Annotated in this window: 21 protein-coding genes and 1 pseudogene; 12 read left to right on the forward strand and 10 right to left on the reverse strand. The window is 42.7% G+C overall.

Annotated features, from left to right (window positions below; translation table 11 throughout):
- The first annotated feature begins 13 nt into the window (after nucleotides 1–13).
- Both LCY76_RS07575 and LCY76_RS07580 read left to right on the forward strand, forming a co-directional pair.
- Nucleotides 14–508: an Lrp/AsnC family transcriptional regulator gene (locus tag LCY76_RS07575; RefSeq protein WP_053355020.1), complete on the forward strand. Its 495-nt coding sequence runs from the start codon at nucleotides 14–16 to the stop codon at nucleotides 506–508.
- On the forward strand, nucleotides 505–1,677 hold the full coding sequence (locus LCY76_RS07580) for an aminotransferase (RefSeq protein WP_248252129.1): 1,173 nt from the start codon (nucleotides 505–507) through the stop codon (nucleotides 1,675–1,677). The genes LCY76_RS07575 and LCY76_RS07580 overlap by 4 nt, the downstream gene beginning before the upstream one ends.
- A gap of 258 nt (nucleotides 1,678–1,935) precedes the next feature.
- On the opposite strand, the gene LCY76_RS07585 is transcribed toward LCY76_RS07580, so the two are convergent.
- The 5 genes from LCY76_RS07585 to LCY76_RS07605 form a co-directional block, all read right to left on the reverse strand.
- Entirely contained in the window at nucleotides 1,936–2,619 is a 684-nt protein-coding gene (locus LCY76_RS07585; RefSeq protein ID WP_248252130.1) for a DUF2642 domain-containing protein, read from the reverse strand.
- A 19-nt stretch (nucleotides 2,620–2,638) separates the two neighbouring features.
- Entirely contained in the window at nucleotides 2,639–3,967 is a 1,329-nt protein-coding gene (locus LCY76_RS07590) for an arsenic transporter (RefSeq protein ID WP_419714985.1), read from the reverse strand.
- A gap of 254 nt (nucleotides 3,968–4,221) precedes the next feature.
- Nucleotides 4,222–5,211 (reverse strand): NAD(P)H-dependent flavin oxidoreductase, encoded by a 990-nt coding sequence (locus LCY76_RS07595; protein ID WP_248252132.1) that lies wholly within the window; start codon nucleotides 5,209–5,211, stop codon nucleotides 4,222–4,224.
- Between the two features lie 378 nt (nucleotides 5,212–5,589).
- Entirely contained in the window at nucleotides 5,590–5,946 is a 357-nt protein-coding gene (locus LCY76_RS07600; protein ID WP_248252133.1) for a hypothetical protein, read from the reverse strand.
- Between the two features lie 155 nt (nucleotides 5,947–6,101).
- Complete coding sequence (locus LCY76_RS07605; RefSeq protein ID WP_248252134.1) at nucleotides 6,102–8,579, reverse strand: DUF6359 domain-containing protein; 2,478 nt, start codon at nucleotides 8,577–8,579, stop codon at nucleotides 6,102–6,104.
- Between the two features lie 348 nt (nucleotides 8,580–8,927).
- Here LCY76_RS07605 and desB point away from each other — a divergent pair, with 348 nt between their 5' ends.
- Entirely contained in the window at nucleotides 8,928–9,989 is a 1,062-nt protein-coding gene (gene desB, locus LCY76_RS07610) for a Delta(10) desaturase DesB (RefSeq protein WP_248254620.1), read from the forward strand.
- Nucleotides 9,990–10,170: 181 nt separating this feature from the next.
- Nucleotides 10,171–10,734 carry a maltose acetyltransferase domain-containing protein gene (locus LCY76_RS07615; RefSeq protein ID WP_248252135.1) on the forward strand — a complete coding sequence of 188 codons (564 nt, stop codon included), beginning with the start codon at nucleotides 10,171–10,173 and terminating at the stop codon, nucleotides 10,732–10,734.
- Nucleotides 10,735–10,764: 30 nt separating this feature from the next.
- Here LCY76_RS07615 and LCY76_RS07620 read toward each other — a convergent pair whose 3' ends face one another.
- Nucleotides 10,765–11,154, reverse strand: a complete 390-nt coding sequence (locus LCY76_RS07620) for a YjgB family protein (protein ID WP_248252136.1) — start codon at nucleotides 11,152–11,154, stop codon at nucleotides 10,765–10,767.
- Between the two features lie 158 nt (nucleotides 11,155–11,312).
- A complete protein-coding gene (locus tag LCY76_RS07625; RefSeq protein ID WP_248252137.1) occupies nucleotides 11,313–11,846 on the reverse strand; it encodes a CcdC protein domain-containing protein in 534 nt (177 codons plus the stop codon).
- 226 nt (nucleotides 11,847–12,072) lie between these two features.
- Here LCY76_RS07625 and LCY76_RS07630 point away from each other — a divergent pair, with 226 nt between their 5' ends.
- From LCY76_RS07630 to LCY76_RS07640, 3 genes are all read left to right on the forward strand, one after another.
- On the forward strand, nucleotides 12,073–12,720 hold the full coding sequence (locus tag LCY76_RS07630; RefSeq protein ID WP_091006026.1) for a C40 family peptidase: 648 nt from the start codon (nucleotides 12,073–12,075) through the stop codon (nucleotides 12,718–12,720).
- Nucleotides 12,721–12,973: 253 nt separating this feature from the next.
- The gene (locus LCY76_RS07635; protein WP_248252138.1) at nucleotides 12,974–13,648 is read left to right on the forward strand and encodes a response regulator transcription factor; all 675 of its coding nucleotides are present in this window, start codon (nucleotides 12,974–12,976) and stop codon (nucleotides 13,646–13,648) included.
- A 12-nt stretch (nucleotides 13,649–13,660) separates the two neighbouring features.
- Nucleotides 13,661–14,896: a sensor histidine kinase gene (locus LCY76_RS07640; protein ID WP_248252139.1), complete on the forward strand. Its 1,236-nt coding sequence runs from the start codon at nucleotides 13,661–13,663 to the stop codon at nucleotides 14,894–14,896.
- Nucleotides 14,897–14,983: 87 nt separating this feature from the next.
- Here LCY76_RS07640 and LCY76_RS07645 read toward each other — a convergent pair whose 3' ends face one another.
- Entirely contained in the window at nucleotides 14,984–16,219 is a 1,236-nt protein-coding gene (locus LCY76_RS07645; RefSeq protein WP_248252140.1) for an aminopeptidase, read from the reverse strand.
- 131 nt (nucleotides 16,220–16,350) lie between these two features.
- On the opposite strand from LCY76_RS07645, the gene LCY76_RS07650 reads away from it, so the two are divergent.
- Complete coding sequence (locus tag LCY76_RS07650) at nucleotides 16,351–16,764, forward strand: VOC family protein (RefSeq protein WP_248252141.1); 414 nt, start codon at nucleotides 16,351–16,353, stop codon at nucleotides 16,762–16,764.
- Between the two features lie 104 nt (nucleotides 16,765–16,868).
- On the opposite strand, the gene LCY76_RS07655 is transcribed toward LCY76_RS07650, so the two are convergent.
- Both LCY76_RS07655 and LCY76_RS07660 read right to left on the reverse strand, forming a co-directional pair.
- Nucleotides 16,869–17,978, reverse strand: a complete 1,110-nt coding sequence (locus LCY76_RS07655) for an AI-2E family transporter (protein ID WP_248252142.1) — start codon at nucleotides 17,976–17,978, stop codon at nucleotides 16,869–16,871.
- 58 nt (nucleotides 17,979–18,036) lie between these two features.
- Nucleotides 18,037–18,484: pseudogene (locus LCY76_RS07660) on the reverse strand (DUF4385 domain-containing protein).
- A 754-nt stretch (nucleotides 18,485–19,238) separates the two neighbouring features.
- Between LCY76_RS07660 and LCY76_RS07665 the strand changes: the two are divergent.
- From LCY76_RS07665 to LCY76_RS07680, 4 genes are all read left to right on the forward strand, one after another.
- Nucleotides 19,239–19,433 carry a hypothetical protein gene (locus LCY76_RS07665; RefSeq protein WP_248252143.1) on the forward strand — a complete coding sequence of 65 codons (195 nt, stop codon included), beginning with the start codon at nucleotides 19,239–19,241 and terminating at the stop codon, nucleotides 19,431–19,433.
- Between the two features lie 37 nt (nucleotides 19,434–19,470).
- Nucleotides 19,471–20,421, forward strand: coding sequence for a nucleoside hydrolase (locus tag LCY76_RS07670; RefSeq protein ID WP_248252144.1), 951 nt, complete (start codon nucleotides 19,471–19,473; stop codon nucleotides 20,419–20,421).
- Nucleotides 20,408–20,848 (forward strand): GNAT family N-acetyltransferase, encoded by a 441-nt coding sequence (locus tag LCY76_RS07675; RefSeq protein WP_248252145.1) that lies wholly within the window; start codon nucleotides 20,408–20,410, stop codon nucleotides 20,846–20,848. The genes LCY76_RS07670 and LCY76_RS07675 overlap by 14 nt, the downstream gene beginning before the upstream one ends.
- Before the next feature lie 168 nt (nucleotides 20,849–21,016).
- The gene (locus tag LCY76_RS07680; RefSeq protein ID WP_248252146.1) at nucleotides 21,017–22,405 is read left to right on the forward strand and encodes an L-cystine transporter; all 1,389 of its coding nucleotides are present in this window, start codon (nucleotides 21,017–21,019) and stop codon (nucleotides 22,403–22,405) included.
- Nucleotides 22,406–22,502 lie beyond the last annotated feature (97 nt).

The following is a 22,502-nucleotide window of genomic DNA, read 5'->3' on the forward strand; positions in this document are numbered from 1 at the left end:
GCGAGTGATTGGAATGGATGCGAAAGAACGTGAATTGCTGCAGCTTATTGAAAAAAGCGGCCGCCTGGAAACATCAACAATTGCCAAACTGATGGGCATATCAGAAGAGGAAACGAAACAGATTATTGAAAAGCTTGAAAACGAAAAAGTCATTCTGGGATATTCAGCCATCATCAATTGGACAAAGGGGACAGATGAGGGAGCAGTCACCGCGATGATCGACGTCAAGGTCACACCTAAGCGCGGAGTAGGGTTTGATAAAGTGGCTGAACGGATCTACCGTTTTCCAGAAGTGAAAGCGGTCTATCTCATGTCAGGTGTCTACGATTTGTCAGTTTCCATTGAAGGGAAAACAATGGCTGAAGTCGGAAGATTTGTCTCTGAAAAACTATCAACCATCGATTCTGTTATTTCAACGACCACCCATTTTATCTTGAAAAAATACAAGCATGACGGACTTGTATTTAGTGAGAATGAGGAAGATAAACGAATTGTGGTGTCGCCATGATTACAGAACAGACGTCAAAATATTTATCGAATAACGTGCAGGCAATCCAGCCATCCGGTATCCGCCGTTTTTTTGATCTGGCTTCATCCATGGAAAATGTTATTTCATTGGGGGTTGGTGAACCGGACTTTGTGACGCCCTGGAACGTCATTGAAGCGAGCTATCATTCTCTTGAACAAGGATACACAGCGTATACGGCGAATGCAGGGCTGCTCGAGTTGAGAAAGGAAATCTCCCGCTACATGAGGAGGCGTTTTGGCGTTACCTATAGTGCAGAGGATGAAATGGTTGTTACGGTGGGTGCCTCACAGGCGATCGACATTGCGCTGCGTGCCGTCGTAAATCCCGGTGAAGAAGTCATTGTCGTTGAGCCGAGCTTCGTTTCGTATGCTCCAACCGTAACGCTGGCTGGGGGTGTACCCGTTCCGGTTCATACATACAGTAAAGATGAGTTCAAGCTGCAGCCTGAGCAAATTGAGGCAGCGGTCACTGAAAGAACGAAAGCCATCCTGTTATGCAGCCCGAATAATCCTACAGGAACCGTTTTGTCCATAAGTGATCTAGTAAAAATTGCAGAAGTAGTAGAGAGGCATGATCTGCTCGTCATCTCAGATGAAATCTATGCTGAGCTAACCTATGATGAACCATATACAAGTTTTCCTGCGGTTAGGAACATGCGTGAACGTACCATCTTGATCTCGGGTTTTTCAAAAGCGTTTGCGATGACTGGATGGAGACTGGGCTTTGCTTGCGGACCAAAAGATATCCTGCAGGCAATGCTTAAGATTCATCAGTATACGATGATGTGCGCACCGACGATGGCGCAGCATGCTGCCCTTGAGGCACTTGTGAACGGACAGAAGGACGTGGTGAGAATGAAGGAAAGCTATCGCCAGCGCCGCAGTCTGGTCACCCATGCCCTGGAGGAATTGGGGCTCTCCTGCCATATTCCAGGGGGAGCATTTTATGTCTTTCCTTCCATCGAGAAGACAGGACTGAGTTCCGAAGAGTTTGCCGAACAGCTTTTGATGAAAGAGCAGGTAGCAGTCGTACCGGGAAGTGTATTCGGTGTGAGCGGGGAAGGGCATGTAAGATGTTCATATGCCACTTCGATTCAAAAGCTCGAAGAAGCCATGCGCCGAATCGATCGGTTTGTGAAGACATTATAGTTGTAGGTGAGCTGTGCACGGGAAGGGGTTTCCTGTGCACAGCTTTTTTATTCATTTAAACACCTAAACTTGTATTCTATTTCTGTGGCGTGCGAAAAAAATTGGTAAGCAGTTTGTCCTATTTGACAGCTAAAAACGTTCCTGTTGTTGGTACGCCGATCAGCGTCTCCAGGACGTTTTTTTCTCCAGACAAGCGATAGCGATTGAACGGTATTGTGCCAAAAAAAATCACCAATTCGTGTTGAATTGGTGAGCGGGTTATATCGCGTAAATAATTTTGAGGTGATGAAGGTTCCAAAAGACAGTTTCGCCCTCAGCATTGGTTAGTGCAAGCTTATGTTCAAAGACTTTTTTCAATAAACCTGTTTTTTGCAGATGGTCTCCCAGATCAAGAACGATCATTTGATTCTCAAGTTTTTTGCATTGTTCATCAAATGTGCGTGCGAGGGGGAGGGAGCTGTGGCTGATCGGCAAACTTGTTACGCTGAGCGTATAAGGAGTGACGTTATCTTTATAGGGAATCAGCCATTTTAAGTGGCTGAGTGTAATATACATTGTTTTATATACCGGCGAATAGAAGACAAAATAGTCATTCATGACGCTTGTAATGTAGCCGTGTAGAGTCTTGTTCCCGGTCACATAGATTTTAACAAAAAGCCCTTTGGCGTTCATTAACGTTTTTCTGAACGATATTTTATCAGTATGATGGTCAATCGGAACTTCCGCAGGAGCTACTATCGGTTCTTCTGCCAGCTCAGTTATTTTTCGAATGTTATGGACATGGATAGAGGGGATGTATAGGTACTCCATGCCATTAAATAATACAAAAATGTCCGGTCCCAAATCAACTAGAACTCCTGCGTGATGGTGCCCGCCAGATACTTCAATTGAGACGGTATTGTCCAATAATTCTTGAAACTCTTTACTTAAATCATTCTTCATTCAATTTCCTCCATAACCATTAAAATAACCAATGGACCCAGTAATATAAACAGACCAAGGTGAAGATCACAGTCGGTGGAATGACCACGATTGTGACTTTAAAATAATGTTTCCAGCTGATTTTCACATTGCCTTTTTTTAGCAGATGCATCCACATTAAAGTGGCGAGCGTACCGATAGGCAAGAGCAGGGATCCGACATCACTTCCAATTACGTTGGCAAGGTAAGCTACCTTTAAGGTGAGGGGATCGAGGCCCATATTCGTCAGTGTCAAAGTCCCTACCATCAGAGCGGGGTGATTGTTAAACAAATTGGAAAGAACTGAGAGCGTGCCGCCCATCAGCAGACTTGCGTACAGGTGATGCTTGGCCACATAAGGTTTCAGGACATGAACAAGTGCATCCGTTAACCCGATATTGTGGAGTCCGTAGATAATGACATACATACTGAAGGCAAATATAAGGATGTGCCAAGGCGTTTTTTTCAACATATCCATAGGATTTATTTTCAGATAGATCCATCGCCATCCTAAGAGAACAAGTGAACCAAAAACAGCCATGGCTTCGACCGGTATGCCAATGTAAGAAGCAACGAACAAGCTGATTCTTACACAAAACACGAAGAGGAGAATCTTGTACATGAAGGAATCCTGATTTTTTAGAACGGGGGTATTTTCAGGCATCAGAGGATGTGATTTTGGATTTGAAAAATTAATGGGACCCTGTGGCAGTTTGCGTGGCAGCTTCTTATAAAAGTACATATAAAGCAGAAGGACGAGGAAAACAAGGCCTAGAGTTGCCGGTACAAACATCATGGCTGTGTGCATATAGAGGTCCATGCCCACAATTTTTAAGGCAATCAAGTTTACGATATTGCTTACTCCGATCGGGGCGCTGGATGCTGTAGCAATGAGTGCACCGGAAAGCAAGTAAGGTATTTTCTGGTGATTCTTTAAACGAAAATGTTTCAGGAGCAGTATCAAGATGGGCGTTGTGATTAGAATGCTTCCATCGTTGTTAAAGAATAGAGTCATGAAAAAACAAAGTAAATTCACATTCCAAAACAGTCGGATACCAGAGCCTTTTGACTTCTCGGCCAGTATTTGTGCCATCCAATTAAAGAATCCAAAACTCTCTAAAACGATTGCCATTACAATGGTAGCCATGATGGTAATGGCAGCACCACTGATAGTTTCAGCTATTTTGCCAAGATCATGGAGGGAGACGGTTCCGCACAACAATACGATGATCGCTCCTATCGTTGCAGGCACGGCCTCGTTGACATCAAAAGGACGCCAAAAAATGAAAATCAAGGTGAGAAGAAAGGAGAGAACAGTGATAGACACCATTATTTCAGTCAAAAACTTCACTTCCTTTTTAAGCTTTCTAAGATGGTGAAACTAGTGAAGTAATTATCTTTCTGCAGCATTCATCACTAAGGTACATCTATACAGTAATTATATGTGTCTAGTAAAAAACTTGTCCTAAGTCATTCACACAATTTACTAGAAATGTGCGGCGGACTCTATTTATCAATAAAAAGGAGCCTTCCTGCGAACAGGAGGGCACCTTCCTCTGCTATTATTTCTATTGGACATGTACCTTACTTGCTAGATATGATATTCTCTGTTTTTTTGACTAAAAATTGCAGTGTTTGATCATATTCATTTTTTAGATCGCCAATAATTTGATGAACCGGCGTTACTTCTTTAATTCTGTTTACACCTTGACCAGCTGACCAGATATCTTTCCATGCCCTGGCATCAGAGGAATCTAAAAGGGACATATCAACAGCTTCTTTTTTCTTCAACTGGTCAGGGTCAAGTCCGGCATTGCGAATACTAGAAACGAGATAGTTGGCGTTTACTCCGCTGAACGCATCCGTATAAATGAGGTCCTCAAAGGATGATTCGATCAGCATCTCCTTATATTCATTGCTTGCGAAGCTTTCGGATGCTGCTATAAAACGGGTCCCCATGTAGGCGAGGTCAGCTCCGAGTGCTTCGGCAGCCAGGATATCCTGCCCATTATTAATGCATCCGGCAAGGATGGTGATTCCGTCCCAAAATTCCTTTACTGCACCGATAAAGGCGATCGGATTAATGGTTCCGGCATGTCCGCCGGCGCCGTTGCATACCAGAATCAGTCCGTCAACACCGGTTTGGGCGGCTTTTTTGGCATGAACAAGATGAATGACATCCGAGAACACGAGACCGCCGTATTGATGGACGATTTCGACCACTTCCCCCGGATGTCCGAGGGAGGTGATAACGACAGGAGGCTGATGCTTTCGGATGAGCTCAAGATCCTGCTTATATCTCTTGTTTGTTTTATGTACAATGATGTTTACAGCCCATGGAGCAATTTTACATTCAGGATCCTGAGCCTTTGCCTGTTTTAATTCTTCTGTAATGCGAAGCATCCATTCATCGAGCACCTCATTCGTTCGTGCATTGAGCAGCGGAAAAGAACCGATGATGCCTGATTTGCAGCCTTCGATGACGAGTTCAGGGCTTGAAACAAGGAACATGGGAGCAGAGATAACGGGCAATTCAAGCTGATTGACGAAATGTTCTGGCAATTTTTTGGACATTGAATTTCTCCTCTCTTTTGTTAGCAGAAATAAATGAATGAGCTCTCATTCATTTTCAGAAACCAAAACTGGCTATATCTTATATTTAAGGTACTTTACCCCCGGAATGAGGTCAAGAGCAAACGGTTATAAAAATTCCAGTTTTTCTATGATAGAATGGAAAGCGAAAAATCGAATCGAAGCGAGCGCTGAAGAAAAAGGCTGGATATAAAAAAGCACCCCAAATTGAAACATTGGGGTGCTTTTGCTATTGAATGGAGATTTTGGGTTTTGCAAAGGGGCGGGAGATGAGCGGGAAATCAGTTACCCGCCGAAACGGAGGAAATACCCGCCAAAATGGATTTATGTTAACTAGCGAGCAACTTGGAACTTCACAAACTAAACTTTAGCCATTAAGCTTTCAATCTTTGCTTTTGCATCCTCAGGTGATTCTAATTCCAACACAATCTTCTTATAATCCAAACCTTCCAGATCCAGAATCAGGACGTTCTTATGGTTGGAATAGGAGAGAAATACCCATTCGTTTTCATAGAGGAAACGGCCGTGCTTTACGTTTTTTCCGATGCCTGATGTGCCTACACGAAAGGCTAGCGGGTTGATCTTAAAGTCATCTATTTTTACACTGCGGATGGCTGAGAGAGGAACCTCAATTTCTTTTTTGAGCGATGCCGCTACCGTCAAACCTGTAAAATGGATGATAAGTTTATCATTTAAATATTCAATATGTCTGCTCATTTTATGAAAACCTCCTTTTATTAATGTGACGGTTAAGGGAGGAAGAACGTTCATCTTGATAAAAAATATTTTTTAACGATTTCAAAGACCATATGTAAAAGCCCTGCATGATATAAAAAACAGATGCCCGAGAGAGCACCTGTTTTTCTTATCATTTAGTTGGCTTTTTTAAACTTATGCAAGCCGCAGTCTTCCTTTAGTTTCACTTGAACAACAACTGGATCATGATCACTCGCACGGCCATGCTGTTCCATGAACTGAGAATTAATGTGGACGATATCTACATTTGTGTCTTTTTTCAGGTTGTTGGACACGAGGATGTGGTCCAGCACCTGAGCATTGCCTTGGTAAGAATAAGAGTAGCGTTCTGGGTATGGAACTTCCTGAATCATATCGGAAAGTTCATTTCCTTTTACCTCTTCAAGGGCAGGGGTAAATTCAAAATCGTTAAAATCACCTAGCAGTACAACATTTGCTTTTGGATCATCGGCTTTAATGCTTTTTACGAAGTTGTTGACGATGCCGGCAATTTGCAGACGCTGAACCTCACTGCTTAATACAGGCGGCTGATTTTTGCCGAACATTGGCTGATCTCCGCCTTTTGAATTAAAATGATTGGCGATTACGGTTACTTTTTCTCCGTTAAACATAAATTGTGCAGCAAGTGGCTTACGGCTGTTTTCAAAGGCAGGGTTCGTCGGATCGATACGCCCTGGGTTTAATGAAAGCTTGCCATTCTTGTATTCAACAGCTTGTGTTGCTGTTCCTTTTGTTCCAGGAGCAAGAGACACGCGATCAGGGTTGTAAATAAAGGCTACACGGATGTTCCCGCCAGGAATCCCTCCGTCCTTGACATCAATGGGAGCGATGTCAGTATATTCGTAAGAAGGTCCGCCTTTTGCTTTAATTTCATTGATGAGACGATCAGCGCTGTCCTTTGCATCGGTCTTTCCATCGTTTACCGGTCCGTCACCATCTTGCATTTCTATTAATCCTACAATGTCAGGTGCATTCAGGTTATGAACGATCGAGTCAGCGATTCGTCCCGCTTTTTCATCGCTCGTACCGTCTTTGCCATCTTTGTTGGCAGAGAAGTTCTCTACGTTAAAGCTGGCGATCGTTAATTTTTTATTTTTTCCTAGAAGCTTTGTTGTTTCGCGTTTCGTTTTGCATTCCACAAAGGTTGGGAGCTGGTCTTTGTTCGTCAGTACTTTATAGTTGCTGAAGCTGTAGCTCATGACCCCGGTTATATTGCCTTTGAAGTAATCTCCGGATTTAGCAATAAAGCTGCTGTCGTTAATATCCACGAAGATTCGTTCAGGGTTGTAGTCTGCTTTTGAAATATTAATGGCTCCGGAAGTATTAAACGGTGTGTTACCTTTGTTGTTCGTCACAACTACCAGTTCCCCGTAGTTTTGAGGAGCAACGATTTTCGGGTTATCCACTTCGACACGCATGCCTTCTAAACTTTCATAAAAATCGATTCCGTCTTCTTTAGGGTCAAAAAGCCCGAAATTGTCATTATCAATGATTTGTGTTGGAATATGTCTGCCTTTATCTCCAAGTACCACAGGAGCCGGGAGGGCATGTCCACTTTCCGTTACGGTAACAGAGCCCCCGTTTTCTGCGTTGATTTCAGTAACAGGAAGATCAGTTTTTAATTTATCCGCATATCCTTCAAGCACCCATTCTTTTACTTGGCCAGTCACTTTGACAGCATCCCCGCTTTTTAAGCCGTGGTTCTTTTGATAAATCAGGATGCCATCTGAAGTATTTTCATCAAGGTCAGGGGTGGTGTCCTGCATATAGAAGTTGTTGGCATCGACCACGTGAGTTACAACACCCTCTACATCCGCAACTGATTTATTTGCGAATGGAGACTGGTGCGAAGCTCCTTGAATGTCGTGAATTCGAAGCCCTGTGAATGCGACCGTATATTTAAAAGAAGAGATTTCACTGTTTTTAAGGCCGTCTTTGATGGCGATCGCTTTTACGGTTGCATCTTCATTAATGGTAAGTGGTTCACTGTATCGGTTACTGCTGGATGTTGGATTGGTTCCGTCCAGAGTGTAATAGATCGCAGCATTTTCGGTAGCCGTCGTCAAAGCTATTTTTGTTCCGGTTTTCAACAATCCAGAGTCAGGGGAAGCAGTAACTGGCTCAGCTTGAGGTTCTGAAGGAGTATCTCCAACGAACGAAAAGCTTTTTGCGTTCTTATGTCCCGGAACGGAGAAATAAGCCATTAAGTCACCGGTAATTTGAACTTTTTTACCGAGGTTTTCAGGATGGGCCTTCAGATTTAAACCGTCTCTAACTGCTCCAGCCGGCAGCTGGACAGGAAGGATTTTTGTTTTATCGGTTTCATTTGGAGAATCAGCAATCGCGAGGTTTGTGTCTTGTATGAACGGAGCCGACAGCTGAAATGAAATAGATGTTCCGCTTCCGCCTTTCACTGCACCGACAATGTATCCTTCGACAGTTTTATCGGATCCGGTATTACTGGAAATGGCATCGGATACCGAGATCACATCGGCAGCAATGGCTTTACTGGAAACCATTGGAGAAAGCATGCTGGCGATAAACACCATAATCAATGCAAGGCTGAATACCTTTTTGTAGCTCTTTGTCTTCATGAACTTTCACCCTTTACTTCATATTTTTAAATATAAAAGCGGATTTTGCTTAGAAAGCTTTATTAATCTAACACCCATTTGTTAAAAAATAGGTCGTTTATTGTAAATATATCATGTAAAAACGGTTACAAATGGCTTATGAGGAAAAATGAGGAAAATTACCTTGGTTAATAATCTTCATTAGTAATATTTACCTAGGTAATGGTGGAGAGTCATGAACCCTTAGGAAGATAGGATGAGTGAAGTTATATTACGAAAATTCAATATTTGTAACAAAGAACGTCTTGTTTATGAACGCAACCTCCTATATGCTTAGAAAAACTTGTTATAAAGAAGGGGGACATTCCCATTAAAGAACTTCATTCGTTTGGATGGTACGCATCCCGTATTACCCCGAATCTATCAAAAGACGTTTTTAAACCTGTTCCAGCTCGGCTGTGGGGAGGATTTGCATATCTGTTAATTGTTGTGACTGGTTTTTTAGCGATTGGGCTTTTTGACCTCCACATGGTTTTAAATATAGTGATTGCAGGCGTATTGGGTGCATCGTTTGCCGGTATGGGCTTCTTGGGCCATGAAATTCTTCACGGCACGGTAGTCAAGAAGAGCTGGCTTAGAAATTTTTTGGGTGCCGTGGCGTTTTGGCCGCTTAGCACAGGTCCGAGACTTTGGAGAAAATGGCATAATATGAATCATCATGTACACACACAACACGACGAAAAGGATCCTGATGCATGGCCAAACCTTGAAAAGTTTGTTCAGAATTCTTTCCTTCGAGCCATATATCGCTTGCCTTTTGGGGTACGCGCATTCTTTAGTTTTTTATCGTTAAGTATTCAATTTACGATTCACGGTACCATGATGTTTATTGAATATATCAAGGACTTTAATCCAAAAAACCGTCCGGCTGTATTGCTGCAAACCGTTTTGCCCTGGGCAACATGGATTGGTCTGTTGTTCTGGATCGGGCCTATTAAGTGGTTGTTTGCCTTTCTCATCCCTCTATTAATCGCTAATTTTATTGTGATGAGCTACATTTCCACCAATCATAGGCTTAATCCGTTAACGTCAGTAAATGATCCGCTTGCAAACAGTCTTACCGTAACTGTCCCTAAATGGGTGAATGTGCTTCATTTTAATTTTTCCTATCATACGGAGCATCATTTGTTTCCAAGTATGAGCCCGAAATATTACCCGATCGTTAAGCAGCATATTAAAAAGATGTGGCCAGAGCGGTATCACGAAATGAAAATGAGCAAGGCCATGAAAGCTCTGTGGAATACACCAAGAATCTATTTTAAAGATAATGAATTGATTGACCCGCACAAGCAGTATACGTTCGGAACGCTGGGCAACGGCTTAGCTTCCGGAAAACCATCTCATTCTGACGGGTTGAAAAAAACAGTATAAATTGCAAATTAAACCTTGGCTGCTGCAACAGCCAAGGTTTTTTTGTATAAAGGAACATTATTTCCTGGAGAATAATTGCATGTTTTGTAATATTTTGAGAGAGTTTTTAACTTTCGTTTTTTCTTTGTTCGTCTTTTGGTATGGTAAATAGGACATTGTAAGCAGGAAGGATGGGTAGAGAATGGCACGGACTGAAAAAGAAAAAATGATCGCCGGGGAAATGTATCTTGCGGGTGATCCTGAGCTGATTAATGAAAGACAAGCAGCAAGAAAACTGACGCGAATCTATAACCAGACAGTTGAAACGGATGATGAACAGAGAGTTTTTCTTTTAAAGCAGCTTTTCGGAAGTACAAAAAAGAATCTTTATATCGAGCCGGCGTTTCGATGTGACTATGGGTATAATATCCACGTTGGAGAGAATTTCTACGCGAATTTTGATTGTGTGATATTGGATATATGTGAAGTCAGGATTGGGGATAATTGTTTATTGGCGCCAGGTGTCCATATTTATACGGCAACCCATCCGCTGCATCCTGTTGAGCGTAATTCAGGGAGTGAGTTTGGAAAACCTGTTACGATTGGCGACAACGTATGGATCGGCGGAAGAGCCGTCATCAATCCTGGCGTTACGATTGGGGATAATGCCATCATTGCATCCGGAGCTGTAGTAACGAAAGATGTGCCCGCAAATGTGGCAGTTGGCGGAAATCCGGCTCGTATTATAAAAACGATTGAAATATGAGAAAAAGCCGCCCCAGACAGGGCGGCTTTACTAATTCATTTTTTTCCTCAATATAAGCGTCCAAAGATCCTTCGTTTCATGATGAAACATGGCAATATACTGTCCTTCATCATAGTATAGAGTTCCGCCTTTTTTGCTTTGTTCAGAAGGCTTTCCCATCTGGTGGAAGAGGCTTTCTTTCCCGATTTTCACTTCGACGATCGTATCATAGATGGTTTTTAACTCATCTTCTGTAAAAATAATCTTTCGCCCTTTTTTGGTATACACATAGTCGTGTATGTCTTCATTGTCAATGACCCTTTCTGGCTCTCCCCACATCTTTTTGACGCTGGTAAAAGTAAATCCCCTAGTTACAGGGAAGGGGATGCCGATGATCTGTCCGTCCTTAAATGCAGAAATCGTTTCTTTATTTAATATCACCACGTTTTCTTCAGGGTCTTGGGGGAGTATTTTTTGAAGATAGTCAATGAGTAAACAGAGAAAATGCATAGAACCAGAAGAAAAAAGATGGCCAGCAGTCTTTTCTTTTTCATGAACTTATCACCCCGCATTATAATGGCCACAAAAGTTTGTGTGAATTATAAAGTAGGTTCGACGGGGAACTCTTCTTTTTGCAAGGCTTTTCCTTTTCTTAAAATATATCCGTTAAATCCAATGTAATAGGCTCCCAGAATAAAGAAAACAAAAGCAGTCAGCGGATCTCTTGTAAAATGCTGGCCATATTGCGTGTTTTGCAATGATTGGGTACCAGATGAAGAGGCGAGAAGCAGGAAACGGTAAAAGAAACGCCCCAAAAAGAGAATCAGGACCGCAGCCTCGATCCACTTGTGTGTCCGGTAAAACAGCTGGGACTCCCGCCATTGATATGTACTGTGTTTGGCTGCAAATATGACAAGGACAACTCCGATCAGGGTGCCAGGCACCGCGTAAAGGAGAGTCGTCGGATGGAGGGCCGCGTTCACGAGAAAGGCGATCATGATTACAGCGAATATGATCATCCTGAAAACCAGCCTTCCTGGCTTATAAGGCTGAAAACCAATGGTTCTTTTTGTTCTCCGGTATATGATGAAAGCCATAACCATTAATGGAACAGCCATTTGTTGTATATGCATCCCAACACCTCCTCAATTGACATTCGTTACATCTGATTAACTGAAGTATATCACTCTGTTTTTACAGAAAGCACCAATTTTATTATAAAAAAACAAAATATGTTTTCGCGATAATAAATAAGGGTATATTTATTAGTTGAAAATGAATTGTTATCTCATTGTAATCCTCATGTCATAATGTATTGTTAGAATTGGCTAGGAATTCATTAAACAGGAGGATGTTATTTTGAAAAAATTAGTTTCGGGAATTATTGTAGCAGGTGTTCTTGCCGTCAATCCAGTAGCAGGCCATGCAGCACTTGGAGACAACACGCTTAAGCCAGAAACCCATGATTCAGACGTTCAGGACCTCCAGGCATTGTTGAAAAAGAAAGGTTATTTTACATACCATGAAACAACTAACTACTTTGGACCATACACAGAGTCAGCAGTAAAGAAATTGCAGAAAGAAAAAGGAATGAATGTTGATGGAGTCGCAGGAGATTCTGTCTATAAAGCTCTCGGTGTATTCAGCAAGCAGGCGATTGTGGATCAAGCAGAAGAATACCGCGGAACTCCTTATGAGTGGGGCGGAGAAACACCGGATGGATTTGATTGCAGCGGTTATTTAAACTACATCTTCGATAAAGCGGCGAACATCGATCTTCCGCGCGTCGTAAAAGATATTCATGAAGAAGGAACCTCTGTAGATTCTCCGCATGTTGGAGATATTGTTTTCTTTGATATCGAAGGGAACGGAAATCTCTCTCACGCCGGAGTGTATGTAGGAGATGGAAAATTCATGCACGCTTCTTCTTCTAAAGGAGTAACCACTTCTGAGTTGGACAGCTCTTACTGGGCCCCTAAATATGAAGGTGCAAAGCGCTATAGATAGTTTTACCGGTGCCAGGCACCACGATTACACACTTGTGTAATTGCGGTGCCTGGCACCATTTTTTTTTTTTTATACGCTTAAGGAAATGTTAAGGAATGCCTGATATGCTTGGCAATATTGTATTCAGATATAAAAAAACAACTTGGAAAATATGTGCAAACAGATAAAGCATCCTTTAAAATAATAGAATATTGCACTAAGATATCGAATAAAAACGAATTTTGTAATATTGCCATTGAAATGAGGGAGAAGCGTGCTCCGTATTTTAGTCGTTGAAGATAACCTGGCATTGCTGGATTCTATTGTTGAATTACTGTCTGATGAATTTAAAGTAGACCAGGCGGCGGATGGCGAAGATGGACTGTATGAAGCCATGCAGAACATTTATGACGCCATCGTGCTTGATGTCATGCTGCCTGAGATGGATGGGTTTCAGATTATACAGCGCATGAGGAAAGAGAATATTAACACCCCGGTTTTATTTTTAACAGCCAGGGATTCGTTGGAGGACCGGGTAAAGGGTTTAGATTTTGGCGGAGATGATTATTTGGTAAAGCCCTTTGAGTCGTCGGAGCTGAAAGCAAGGCTTCGCGCCCTTTTGCGGAGGAGTGGGAGCTTGACGTTAAATCAGACCCTTCGTTACCGGGGAATTGAATTACTAGGGCCGGAGCATGACATTATTGTTGATGGCCATCCCATTAAGCTGACCATTAAGCAGTATGAACTACTGGAATACATGATACAGAACAGAGGGACGATCTTAACAAAAGAACAGATTTATGACCGGGTGTGGGGATTTGATTCGGAAACGACCATTGCTATCGTTGAAGTATTCATGCACCACCTGCGCAAAAAACTGGAACCATATCCGTATCAGAAAGACATTAAGACCATTCGCGGTGTAGGTTACATGCTCAAGGAGCAGTAAGGGGATATTCATATGTTTCAACGTACACATAACAGTCTGACTCTTTTGAATTCGATTGTTTTTATCATTTTATTAACCTTGCTAGGGACCCTTGTATACTCCTATACGAGAATCAGCCTGTATCATGCTGCTGATCATTCGATTAATGAGGAACTGAGGCATTTCCCAGAGAAAGGGCATCGTGAGCATCGGCCTGATCCGGATGACAGGGATTTTATGGCAAGGGATTCCAGGGTAACTATCCTGATCTGGAATAAGAACCATGAGCTCCTTGACACGCCGCGTCCGCCATTCTTTGTTTTCGATAATGAAGATCGTTACCGTCAGAAGAAGATGAACAAGCTGGAATTCATTCATACGGATGAAGCGACATACAGGACCAAGTCGATAAAAGAAAAACTTCCTCTTGTCGGAACAGTGACGGTGCAGGCGATCAGAAACGTGAAGACGGAGGAAGAGCTGCTTCATAAGCTGCTGCTAGTCATTATTGCTGGCTGCCTGTTTGGAGCTGTTTGTGCCATTGGGGGCGGATACTTTCTTGCAGGCCGTGCGTTAATTCCGATAAAAAAGGCCTGGGACAAACAGCAGAAATTTGTATCGGATGCTTCTCATGAATTGAGAACCCCGCTGTCCGTCATCCAGGCGAAGACCGATCTCTTATTTCGGTCTCCATCTGCTACGATTGAGGACAAAAGCATGGATATCTCGGCCATTTCAAAAGAGAGCAGGCGTCTGTCAAAACTGGTCAGCCAGCTTTTATTGCTGGCCAGGTCAGACTCCAATCAGGTCGAATTAAAAAAGCAGTCGTTTCAGCTTGATCAATTATTGCAGGAGATTGCAGATCATTACGAAGAAATTGCCTCTTACCAAGGGAAAAATATATCACTTAACGCATCTCTGCCGATCACCTTTTCTGCAGATAGGGAACGTATCCATCAGCTGCTCGTTATATTATTGGATAACGCCATGAAGCATACGGGACAGGGTGATCAAATCCTTTTATCTGCAAAAGAAGCTGCTTCTTCCATCGAACTGATGGTGAAGGACAACGGACCCGGAATAGCAGAAAGTGAAAGAGAACGCATATTTGATCGGTTTTATCAAAGTGATAAGGCACGAACGGATGCAGAAGGGCTTGGCTTGGGTTTATCTATCGCACAATGGATTATCGAAAAGCATAACGGAAAGGTGAAGGTGGAGAGCGAGTTAGGAAATGGAACAGCGTTTACCATCACGTTTCCAAAATAAAAACGAAGGGCAGCTGCCCTTCGTTTTTTGTTTTGTCCAGCACCAGCGCTTGTTGGACTTAACCCAAGGCGCTTACGCTTTACTTCTTTAGATAGCCCAGTTACCTTTGGTGAACAATGGGATACGTTTTCCATCTTGATATTCAGCTTCAATTTCAAGGTCTGCAGAACCAATCATAAAGTCGGTGTGGCCATGGCTTTGATTGACTCCTTTTGCTTCGAGCTCTTCTTTGCTTAGCTGCTCGGCCCCGGGTATGTTCATACTGATAGCATTGCCTAATGCAAGGTGACAGGAAGCATTTTCATCAAATAAAGTGTTGTTGAATACGATCCCTGAGTTAGAGATCGGGGAGTCATGCGGAACAAGAGCGACTTCACCAAGATACTTCATTCCTTCATCGATGTTAAGGAGCTGCTTTAGCGTATCCTCGCCTTTTTCCGCCTTAACATCTACCACTTTTCCATTTTCAAAGGTTAAGCTGAAGTTCTCGATAATGTTCCCCATTGCCGATAATGGCTTCTTGCTTGAGACCGTTCCATTTACTCCCTCTTTAAGCGGGGCAGTAAATACTTCTTCGGTCGGCATATTCGGTATGTAAAACGTGTTGAATGTGGAATGATGGCCGCCGCCGATCCATTCATGTTCAGGATGAAGGTCAATGCTAAGATCAGTACCTTCTGACTTATAGTGCAGCGTTTTAAATTTCTGTTCATTCAAATAATTCACTTTATTCAGCAGCGTGTCTCCATGCTCCCTCCATGCTGCTACTGGATCTGGCTGATCGACGCGAACCGTTTGGAAAATCGCTTCCCAAAGGGCCATAATGGCATCGTTTTCATTTTTGTCAGGGAAAACACTCTTTGCCCAACCGGCAGTTGGAGCTCCAGCGATTAGCCATGGAACATCACCTGCAAGTCTTGCTTTTGTGAATTTTTCAAGTCGTTCACCTGCGTTCTTTTGTACAAGCAATAAGCGCTCGGATGGAACTCCTTGAAAGGCATTGGGATCATTCCCGGTCACCATGAGCATACAGTCATTGTTTTCCATTAAACTTTCTTGCATGTCAACTTGCCACTGCGGAATATTATCTTTCAATACCTCTTCAGAAGCGTTGTTTAAGTGAATACGGCTCGTTTCTGTATCTGACCATTCTACAAAGACGCGCTTGCAGCCGTTCTTATAAGCATGTTCTGTCACCTTGCGCGTAAATTCTGCAGCTTCAATGGGTGAATTAATCAGTAAACGCTGGCCGTCCTGAACATTAAGGCCCACTTTTACAACAAGTTCTGCGTACTGGTCCAACTTTTCTTCAAACGTTTTCATTGTATCCCTCCTATACTTTGATTCTACTACAGGTAAGGAACAAGGTGCTATTATGAACAATTTAGGGGGAGAGATTTTGTAAAGGATAATCTTTCTTGGGTATACTAGATCACTAGAAGGGAGTGTTAATCATGAAAATGGATCATACCGGTATAGCGGTACGAAGAATAAATGAAGCGATTGATTTTTACACAACCAACCTGGGAGGGAAACTGGTTCATGAGTATACAAGCGAGAAACCAGGGGTTGAAACACATATCGCCGTTATCGAAATGGACAATCAAGTCATAGAACTTTTAGAACCTACGAGTAAAACATCACCGATCGAACGGTTCATCCGCCAAAAAGGAAAAGGTGTCCACCATCTTGCTTATGAAGTGGACAACCTTGAAGAAACGATACGAGAGTATGAGGATCGAGGAATCACATTTTTAAAAGATACCTATCGGATTAATCCATATGGAAGAAGGTTAATTTATATTAATCCGGTTCACACGCAGGGAACGATTATTGAGTTGTGTGATTATGTTAGAAGCAATGATTAATTTCTTTTGAAAGGGTATTGCTTGTCATAGTTTATGTGAACAGAAGGAAAACGTGTTGTACACAAAAAAAACAGTAAGCCGGGACACCGGCTTACTGTTTTAAGTTAATCAACGATCTGAATACCATTTCGTTCTTTTTCTTTATTCAATTGATACAAGCGGTACGTATGGCTGACGATAACCTTAAGAAGGGCATAAAATGGAACGGCCAGTATCATGCCTAGGAAACCGCCCATGTTGCCGGCAACTAGCAGGATAAGGATGACGGTTAGCGGATGGACATCCAGTTTTCTTCCCATGATCAGTGGAGAAGTTACGTTTCCATCGATCTGCTGCACCACAATGACCACGATAGCTACCTTTAAGGCCATGAGCGGTGACATGATCAAACCAATGATAATAGCCGGTATAAAGGCGATAAACGCACCAAGAAACGGAATGATATTGGTAATCATAGCGACTATGGCAAGAATTAAAGAATAATCAAGGCCGATAATGCTGTAGCCGATGTACATCATTACACCTACTAAAAAGGCTGCGGTTGCTTGTCCCTGAATATAAGAGCTCAGTGCCTCATCCATATCTTTCAAGATTCGTTTCGCTTCTGCAGCTTTTAAATAGGGTAGGAAGTTCTCTACTCTGTTGCCAAGTCCTTCACTATCCTTCAGCAAATAAAACACGATAAACGGAACCGTAACGATAACTGTAGCAACACTTGTAATGATGCCGATCAGGCTGGAGATCTTGGTGCCGATGTTGCCGGCAAACCCTTTGGCGTAATCGCTTGCCTTGGAGGTAAGGCTGTCGATCGTAATGTAATCATTTTGCTGAAAACGTGAAAACCATTCATTCTGCTTCAGGCTGTTTACTTTATCGTTAAGCGAGTCTACGATCTGCGGAGCATTGTTAATCAGGCTTTTAAACTGGCTCTGCAGCTGCGGGCCTAATAGAAAAACAAGCAAAGTCCCGAGCCCGATGAACAGCAGATAAATGATCAGGATGGAAAGCACTTTCGGTACCTTGTGGCGATCTAAGTAATAGACGATCGGTCTTAATAAATAAAAAATAACCCCGCCGATCAAGAATGGGAAGAATAAGGTCGTAAAAATAATTTCCACCGGGCGGAAGATAAATTCCACCTTGGATGAGAGTAAAACAATGACCAATAAAATGATAATTGCGTAGCCTATTCGAAAAGCTTTTGTGTTTGGCATAACATCACCTCAGTTTCGATTGTTTGCAGTATGAAAGCTATGTGTATTATTTTATCATTTAACCATACTTTGACTGATGTTTCTTTTTTAATTTTAAAAAATCCTGATCTTCTCTTGCCGGTTACCATCTTTTCATAAAAATAGCAGCAGACTCGGCTTTTGTGTCATCGATTTGCCGTTCGTTGACTTTGCCGTCTTCACCGTATTTATTTCCTCCTTTGTAGTTGGTATATCTTCTGCCACGTGTACAGCCCATCTGCAGAAACTTTCTTGCTATATCCATTCCGACAAAATCGTCTTTCTCTTTGTAGTTCAATAAGAGTCCGTAAATTTTTTGAGAGGATTTCAATGCAATTTCTGGAGTTTTAAAACGCCAATGAGACAGAATCTCACTTTTATGGGGTTCTACTAAAAGGACTCCCTGTTCACCACGGACGACACGGTATTTTTTCTGGATGCTTGCGAAAATCTATTGTTTTGAAGTCTAAGTCATAATCAATTGCCATCTCGCACCGCCTCCTTATTACCACCATTGTTCCCTTTTATGTGGAGTCTTAAAACGAGAATCTATGGCTATCATAGCATGAACCATCATCCCCAAGTCCAGTAACCAGATACTTGAAGCCACAGAAATCTGGTGCCGATCAGCGTGGTCCGTACCCGGTAATTTTACCTTTCTATTAACAGTAAAAAGCAGGAGGGCAAGCGAGCCATCCTGCTTTTTTTTATGAATTAAGGCTGACGAAGAGGAATGAAAATCTGAACCACCAATAGAGCATAAAAGAGCAGCCTAGCAGAATGATGATGGCCCATGGGGAACCTCTCAGCATACCAGTAATCAAATGATCCCATTCCGTGTTGCCTTCAGGACGTCCTAAAGCAAAAGTAAAACTGATTACAGGTGTCACGATGACAAATGTAAGATTAATAATGGAAGCTTTTAAATGTACTTTTTTGAACAGATTTGTGATGGTTGCCAATAAAATCAGCGCTATAAAAGAGTAAAATAGCAGCCAGATCCAGTCAGGAAGTGTTTAATGCCCCATATAAACGGCCCCCAATAGTCACTATAATTTTCACATCCATCTGTATCCTAAAGGGGAACAGGAAAAATTGCATAAGAATTTTTTACTATTTTTTACATTTTAGATTTAACCACTTTGTTTTTATTCAACTAATTTGTGAATAATGTCTCCGGTTACTTGGCAATTTCTGTTCCTTGAATTACCATTAGTTACGTATAGTTGAAGAGAAAGAGGGATGAGTATGGGATATATCGTGACTGCTATAATTGCTGGTTTGATCGTAACAGGGCTTACCGTTGCCATTGGGCTCCAAAAGGATGAAAAATATGGGTCCTCAACGAAAAATAATCTGAGCAGGCTTACTGCAATTTATGTTTTTTTGATTCTATTCTGTATCATCGGTTTAGGCATTTATATCGGAAACCGTTAAATGTAAGAGAAGCTGAAAATGAAGAGAGGGAACAGCCATGAAATCTGTCATACTTGATGTGGATACGGGGATTGATGATGCTTTGGCGATCGCCTATGCGATCCATTCTCCGGAATTAAGGATACTCGGCATTACAACAGGTTTTGGAAATGTATCAGCAGAAGAAGCGACAAGGAATACGCTTCAGGTTCTTCAATTATTAGAGAGATCAGATATTCCAGTTTTTCAAGGCGCAGAACGGCCGTTTCGCAGAGAAAGCACTCGCCATAGAGCTTATGAAGTCCATGGGGAAGATGGTTTGGGAAACATTAAGCTGCCGCTGCCCGAACCCTTCTCACCAGGACAGCATGCCAGTGATTTTATCATCTCTATGGTGAAAAAACATCCAAATGAAATCACTCTTATCACGGTTGGTACACAGACCAATCTGGCTCTCGCTGTTGAAAAAGATCCTTCCATTACAGGATTGGTGAATGAAGTCGTGATTATGGGCGGCGCAGTCACTGTCCCGGGAAATGTTACACCTGCTGCAGAAGCCAATTTTTATGCGGATGCTGAGGGGGCGGATTTTGTACTTAACTCAGGGCTGCCTATTACTTTAGTCGGTCTGGATGTGACGATGAAGACCCTGTTGCAGAGAGAAACATTGACGGAGTGGAGAGGCTGCGGATTAAAGGCTGCTGAAATATTTGCGGATATGTGCAGTTTCTATATGGATTTTTATGAAAGAAAGAATCCAGGTCTCGGCGGCTGTGCTCTTCATGATCCATTAGCCGTCGGAGTTGCAGTTGATCCCACGTTTATCAGTACAAAACCGATGAATGTCCGTGTAGCGACAGAACAGGAAAAGCTTGGACAAAGCAGGGGTGTGGAAACAGATCAGGGAATCTCTGTCGGCATTGAAGTTGAAGCAGAACGTTTCAGGACACATTTCCTCAATCGAATCCTTCCTGCCAGTAGAAAGGGGAGCCTTCATGCTGGACATTAAAGTGATTCAAGCTGAACAAACCTACGAGATTAGACACAAAGTGCTTCGGCCCAATCAAACGCTGGAAGATTGCCAGTTTCCTGGCGATCATGATCATGGGACGTTTCATCTTGGAGCCTATAAAGGTGATAAACTCATTTCTATCGCTTCCTTTTATCAAGAGAATCATCCTGATATTGAAGGAAACGCGCAGTACCGTCTGCGCGGAATGGCGACCCTTGAAGAATACAGGAAAGAAAAGGCGGGAAGCAGACTTCTAATTAGTGCCGAAGACATACTGAAGAAGCAGCATACTGATTCCTGGTGGTGTAATGCAAGAGTTGGAGTGGCGGGTTATTATAAAAAGCTTGGTCTTCGTGAACACGGTGAGGTGTTTGATCTGCCGCCGATCGGACCACATATCGTGATGTATAAAACGTTAACGTAATAGAATTTTAAGAATACGATAAAATAAGCCAGAATATAGTGTATCAAGTGAATACATCACTATACCTCTGCTGATCAGACATGCTGAAGGCTCACTCTTTTATTCAAAAGAAGTGAGCCTTTTTATGTTCATGAGAGAGCAGCCGGAAACTAAAAGGAGGGAAGAACAGTGAATGTCTTTTTAACCATCGTGAACATTGTTGTGTTATTGCTGCTTGCTGGCGGTTTGTATTACCTTCAGCGTAAGAAAGTATCCTTTTCAAAACGTGTCTTTGCGGCTTTAGCTGCAGGAATTGTGTTTGGATTCATTCTTCAGTTTGTTTATGAGCCTGCATCCAAGGTGCTGGCCAACTCGGCCGACTGGTACTCCATCATGGGAGGAGGATATGTAAAATTCCTTCAGATGGCGGTAATGCCGCTTGTTTTCGTTTCTATTTTGTCTGCTTTTACAAAATTAAAACTCAGTAACAACGTCGGCAAAATCAGTGGTTCGGTTATCGGAATATTGCTCGGAACAACAGCCATCGCGGCTGCGATCGGAATTGCAGCTGCACTATCCTTCCATCTCGAAGCGGTCCAGATTACGAAAGGCGCTCCAGAGCTCGCACGTGCAACAGAACTTCAGACCACGTTTGACCAGATCAAAGACAAGACACTGCCTCAGCAGGTTCTTGACCTCCTTCCTGGAAATCCGTTTCTTGATTTTACGGGAGCACGTCCGACTTCAACGATTGCAATTGTCATTTTTGCCGCTTTTGTAGGAATAGCCTACCTGGGAGTCAAACGGAAACAAGCAGAGCAAGCTGCACTGTTCGCCAGTATTGTGGAAGCGGTTCATGCTATTGTCATGCGGGTTGTCACATTGATTCTCCGGTTAACACCATATGGAGTCCTCGCACTGATGACCAAAACGGTAGCTCTTAGTGATCTGGACGCCATCGCAAAACTTGGGAAATTTGTAATCGCCTCATATGTCGCATTGGCGCTCATGTTTATCATTCACCTGCTGTTTATTACATTTTCTGGGTTAAGTCCTGTCACGTATATTCGCAAAGCGATTCCAGTTCTGTCCTTTGCCTTTACTTCCAGAACGAGCGCAGGTGCGCTTCCTCTTAACATCAGTACACAAAAGAGCCTTGGAGTACCTGAAGGAATCGCCAACTTTGCAGGCTCCTTCGGGCTCACCATCGGGCAGAACGGGTGCGCTGGAATTTATCCGGCTATGCTTGCTGTTATGATCGCGCCGTCTGCAGGAATTGATCCGCTTACACCGTCTTTCATACTTAGCCTGATTGTTATCGTCGTAATCAGTTCCTTCGGGATTGCAGGCGTTGGGGGCGGCGCAACATTTGCTGCACTCCTCGTTCTTTCCTCTATGAACCTTCCTGTCGCATTGGCTGGTTTGCTCATTTCTGTTGAACCTCTGATTGATATGGGAAGAACCGCTTTGAATGTCAGCGGAGCCATGACTGCCGGTATTCTGACGAGTAAGGCGAGAAAAGAATTGGATACTGAAGTCTACAACGCACCGGTCAATGAACTAAAAGCAGAAGCATAAAGCTTTATTATTTTTGTCAATGAATTGCCTATCTCAAATTGATAATAACAACAGCCGGGGATAAGCTCAATCATCCCCGGCTGTACTTCAATGATTA

This window comes from Fictibacillus marinisediminis (genome assembly GCF_023149135.1).
GTDB lineage: Bacteria > Bacillota > Bacilli > Bacillales > Fictibacillaceae > Fictibacillus_C > Fictibacillus_C marinisediminis.

What these genes read in the sequence shown, in the direction of transcription:
- LCY76_RS07575 (WP_053355020.1), top strand. Translation starts at nt 14, where the DNA reads ATGGATGCGAAAGAACGTGAATTGCTGCAGCTTATTGAAAAAAGCGGC.
- LCY76_RS07580 (WP_248252129.1), top strand. Translation starts at nt 505, where the DNA reads ATGATTACAGAACAGACGTCAAAATATTTATCGAATAACGTGCAGGCA.
- LCY76_RS07585 (WP_248252130.1), bottom strand. Translation starts at nt 2,619, where the DNA reads ATGAAGAATGATTTAAGTAAAGAGTTTCAAGAATTATTGGACAATACC.
- LCY76_RS07590 (WP_419714985.1), bottom strand. Translation starts at nt 3,967, where the DNA reads ATGGTGTCTATCACTGTTCTCTCCTTTCTTCTCACCTTGATTTTCATT.
- LCY76_RS07595 (WP_248252132.1), bottom strand. Translation starts at nt 5,211, where the DNA reads ATGTCCAAAAAATTGCCAGAACATTTCGTCAATCAGCTTGAATTGCCC.
- LCY76_RS07600 (WP_248252133.1), bottom strand. Translation starts at nt 5,946, where the DNA reads ATGAGCAGACATATTGAATATTTAAATGATAAACTTATCATCCATTTT.
- LCY76_RS07605 (WP_248252134.1), bottom strand. Translation starts at nt 8,579, where the DNA reads ATGAAGACAAAGAGCTACAAAAAGGTATTCAGCCTTGCATTGATTATG.
- LCY76_RS07615 (WP_248252135.1), top strand. Translation starts at nt 10,171, where the DNA reads ATGGCACGGACTGAAAAAGAAAAAATGATCGCCGGGGAAATGTATCTT.
- LCY76_RS07625 (WP_248252137.1), bottom strand. Translation starts at nt 11,846, where the DNA reads ATGCATATACAACAAATGGCTGTTCCATTAATGGTTATGGCTTTCATC.
- LCY76_RS07640 (WP_248252139.1), top strand. Translation starts at nt 13,661, where the DNA reads ATGTTTCAACGTACACATAACAGTCTGACTCTTTTGAATTCGATTGTT.
- LCY76_RS07645 (WP_248252140.1), bottom strand. Translation starts at nt 16,219, where the DNA reads ATGAAAACGTTTGAAGAAAAGTTGGACCAGTACGCAGAACTTGTTGTA.
- LCY76_RS07650 (WP_248252141.1), top strand. Translation starts at nt 16,351, where the DNA reads ATGAAAATGGATCATACCGGTATAGCGGTACGAAGAATAAATGAAGCG.
- LCY76_RS07655 (WP_248252142.1), bottom strand. Translation starts at nt 17,978, where the DNA reads ATGCCAAACACAAAAGCTTTTCGAATAGGCTACGCAATTATCATTTTA.
- LCY76_RS07665 (WP_248252143.1), top strand. Translation starts at nt 19,239, where the DNA reads ATGAGTATGGGATATATCGTGACTGCTATAATTGCTGGTTTGATCGTA.
- LCY76_RS07670 (WP_248252144.1), top strand. Translation starts at nt 19,471, where the DNA reads ATGAAATCTGTCATACTTGATGTGGATACGGGGATTGATGATGCTTTG.
- LCY76_RS07675 (WP_248252145.1), top strand. Translation starts at nt 20,408, where the DNA reads ATGCTGGACATTAAAGTGATTCAAGCTGAACAAACCTACGAGATTAGA.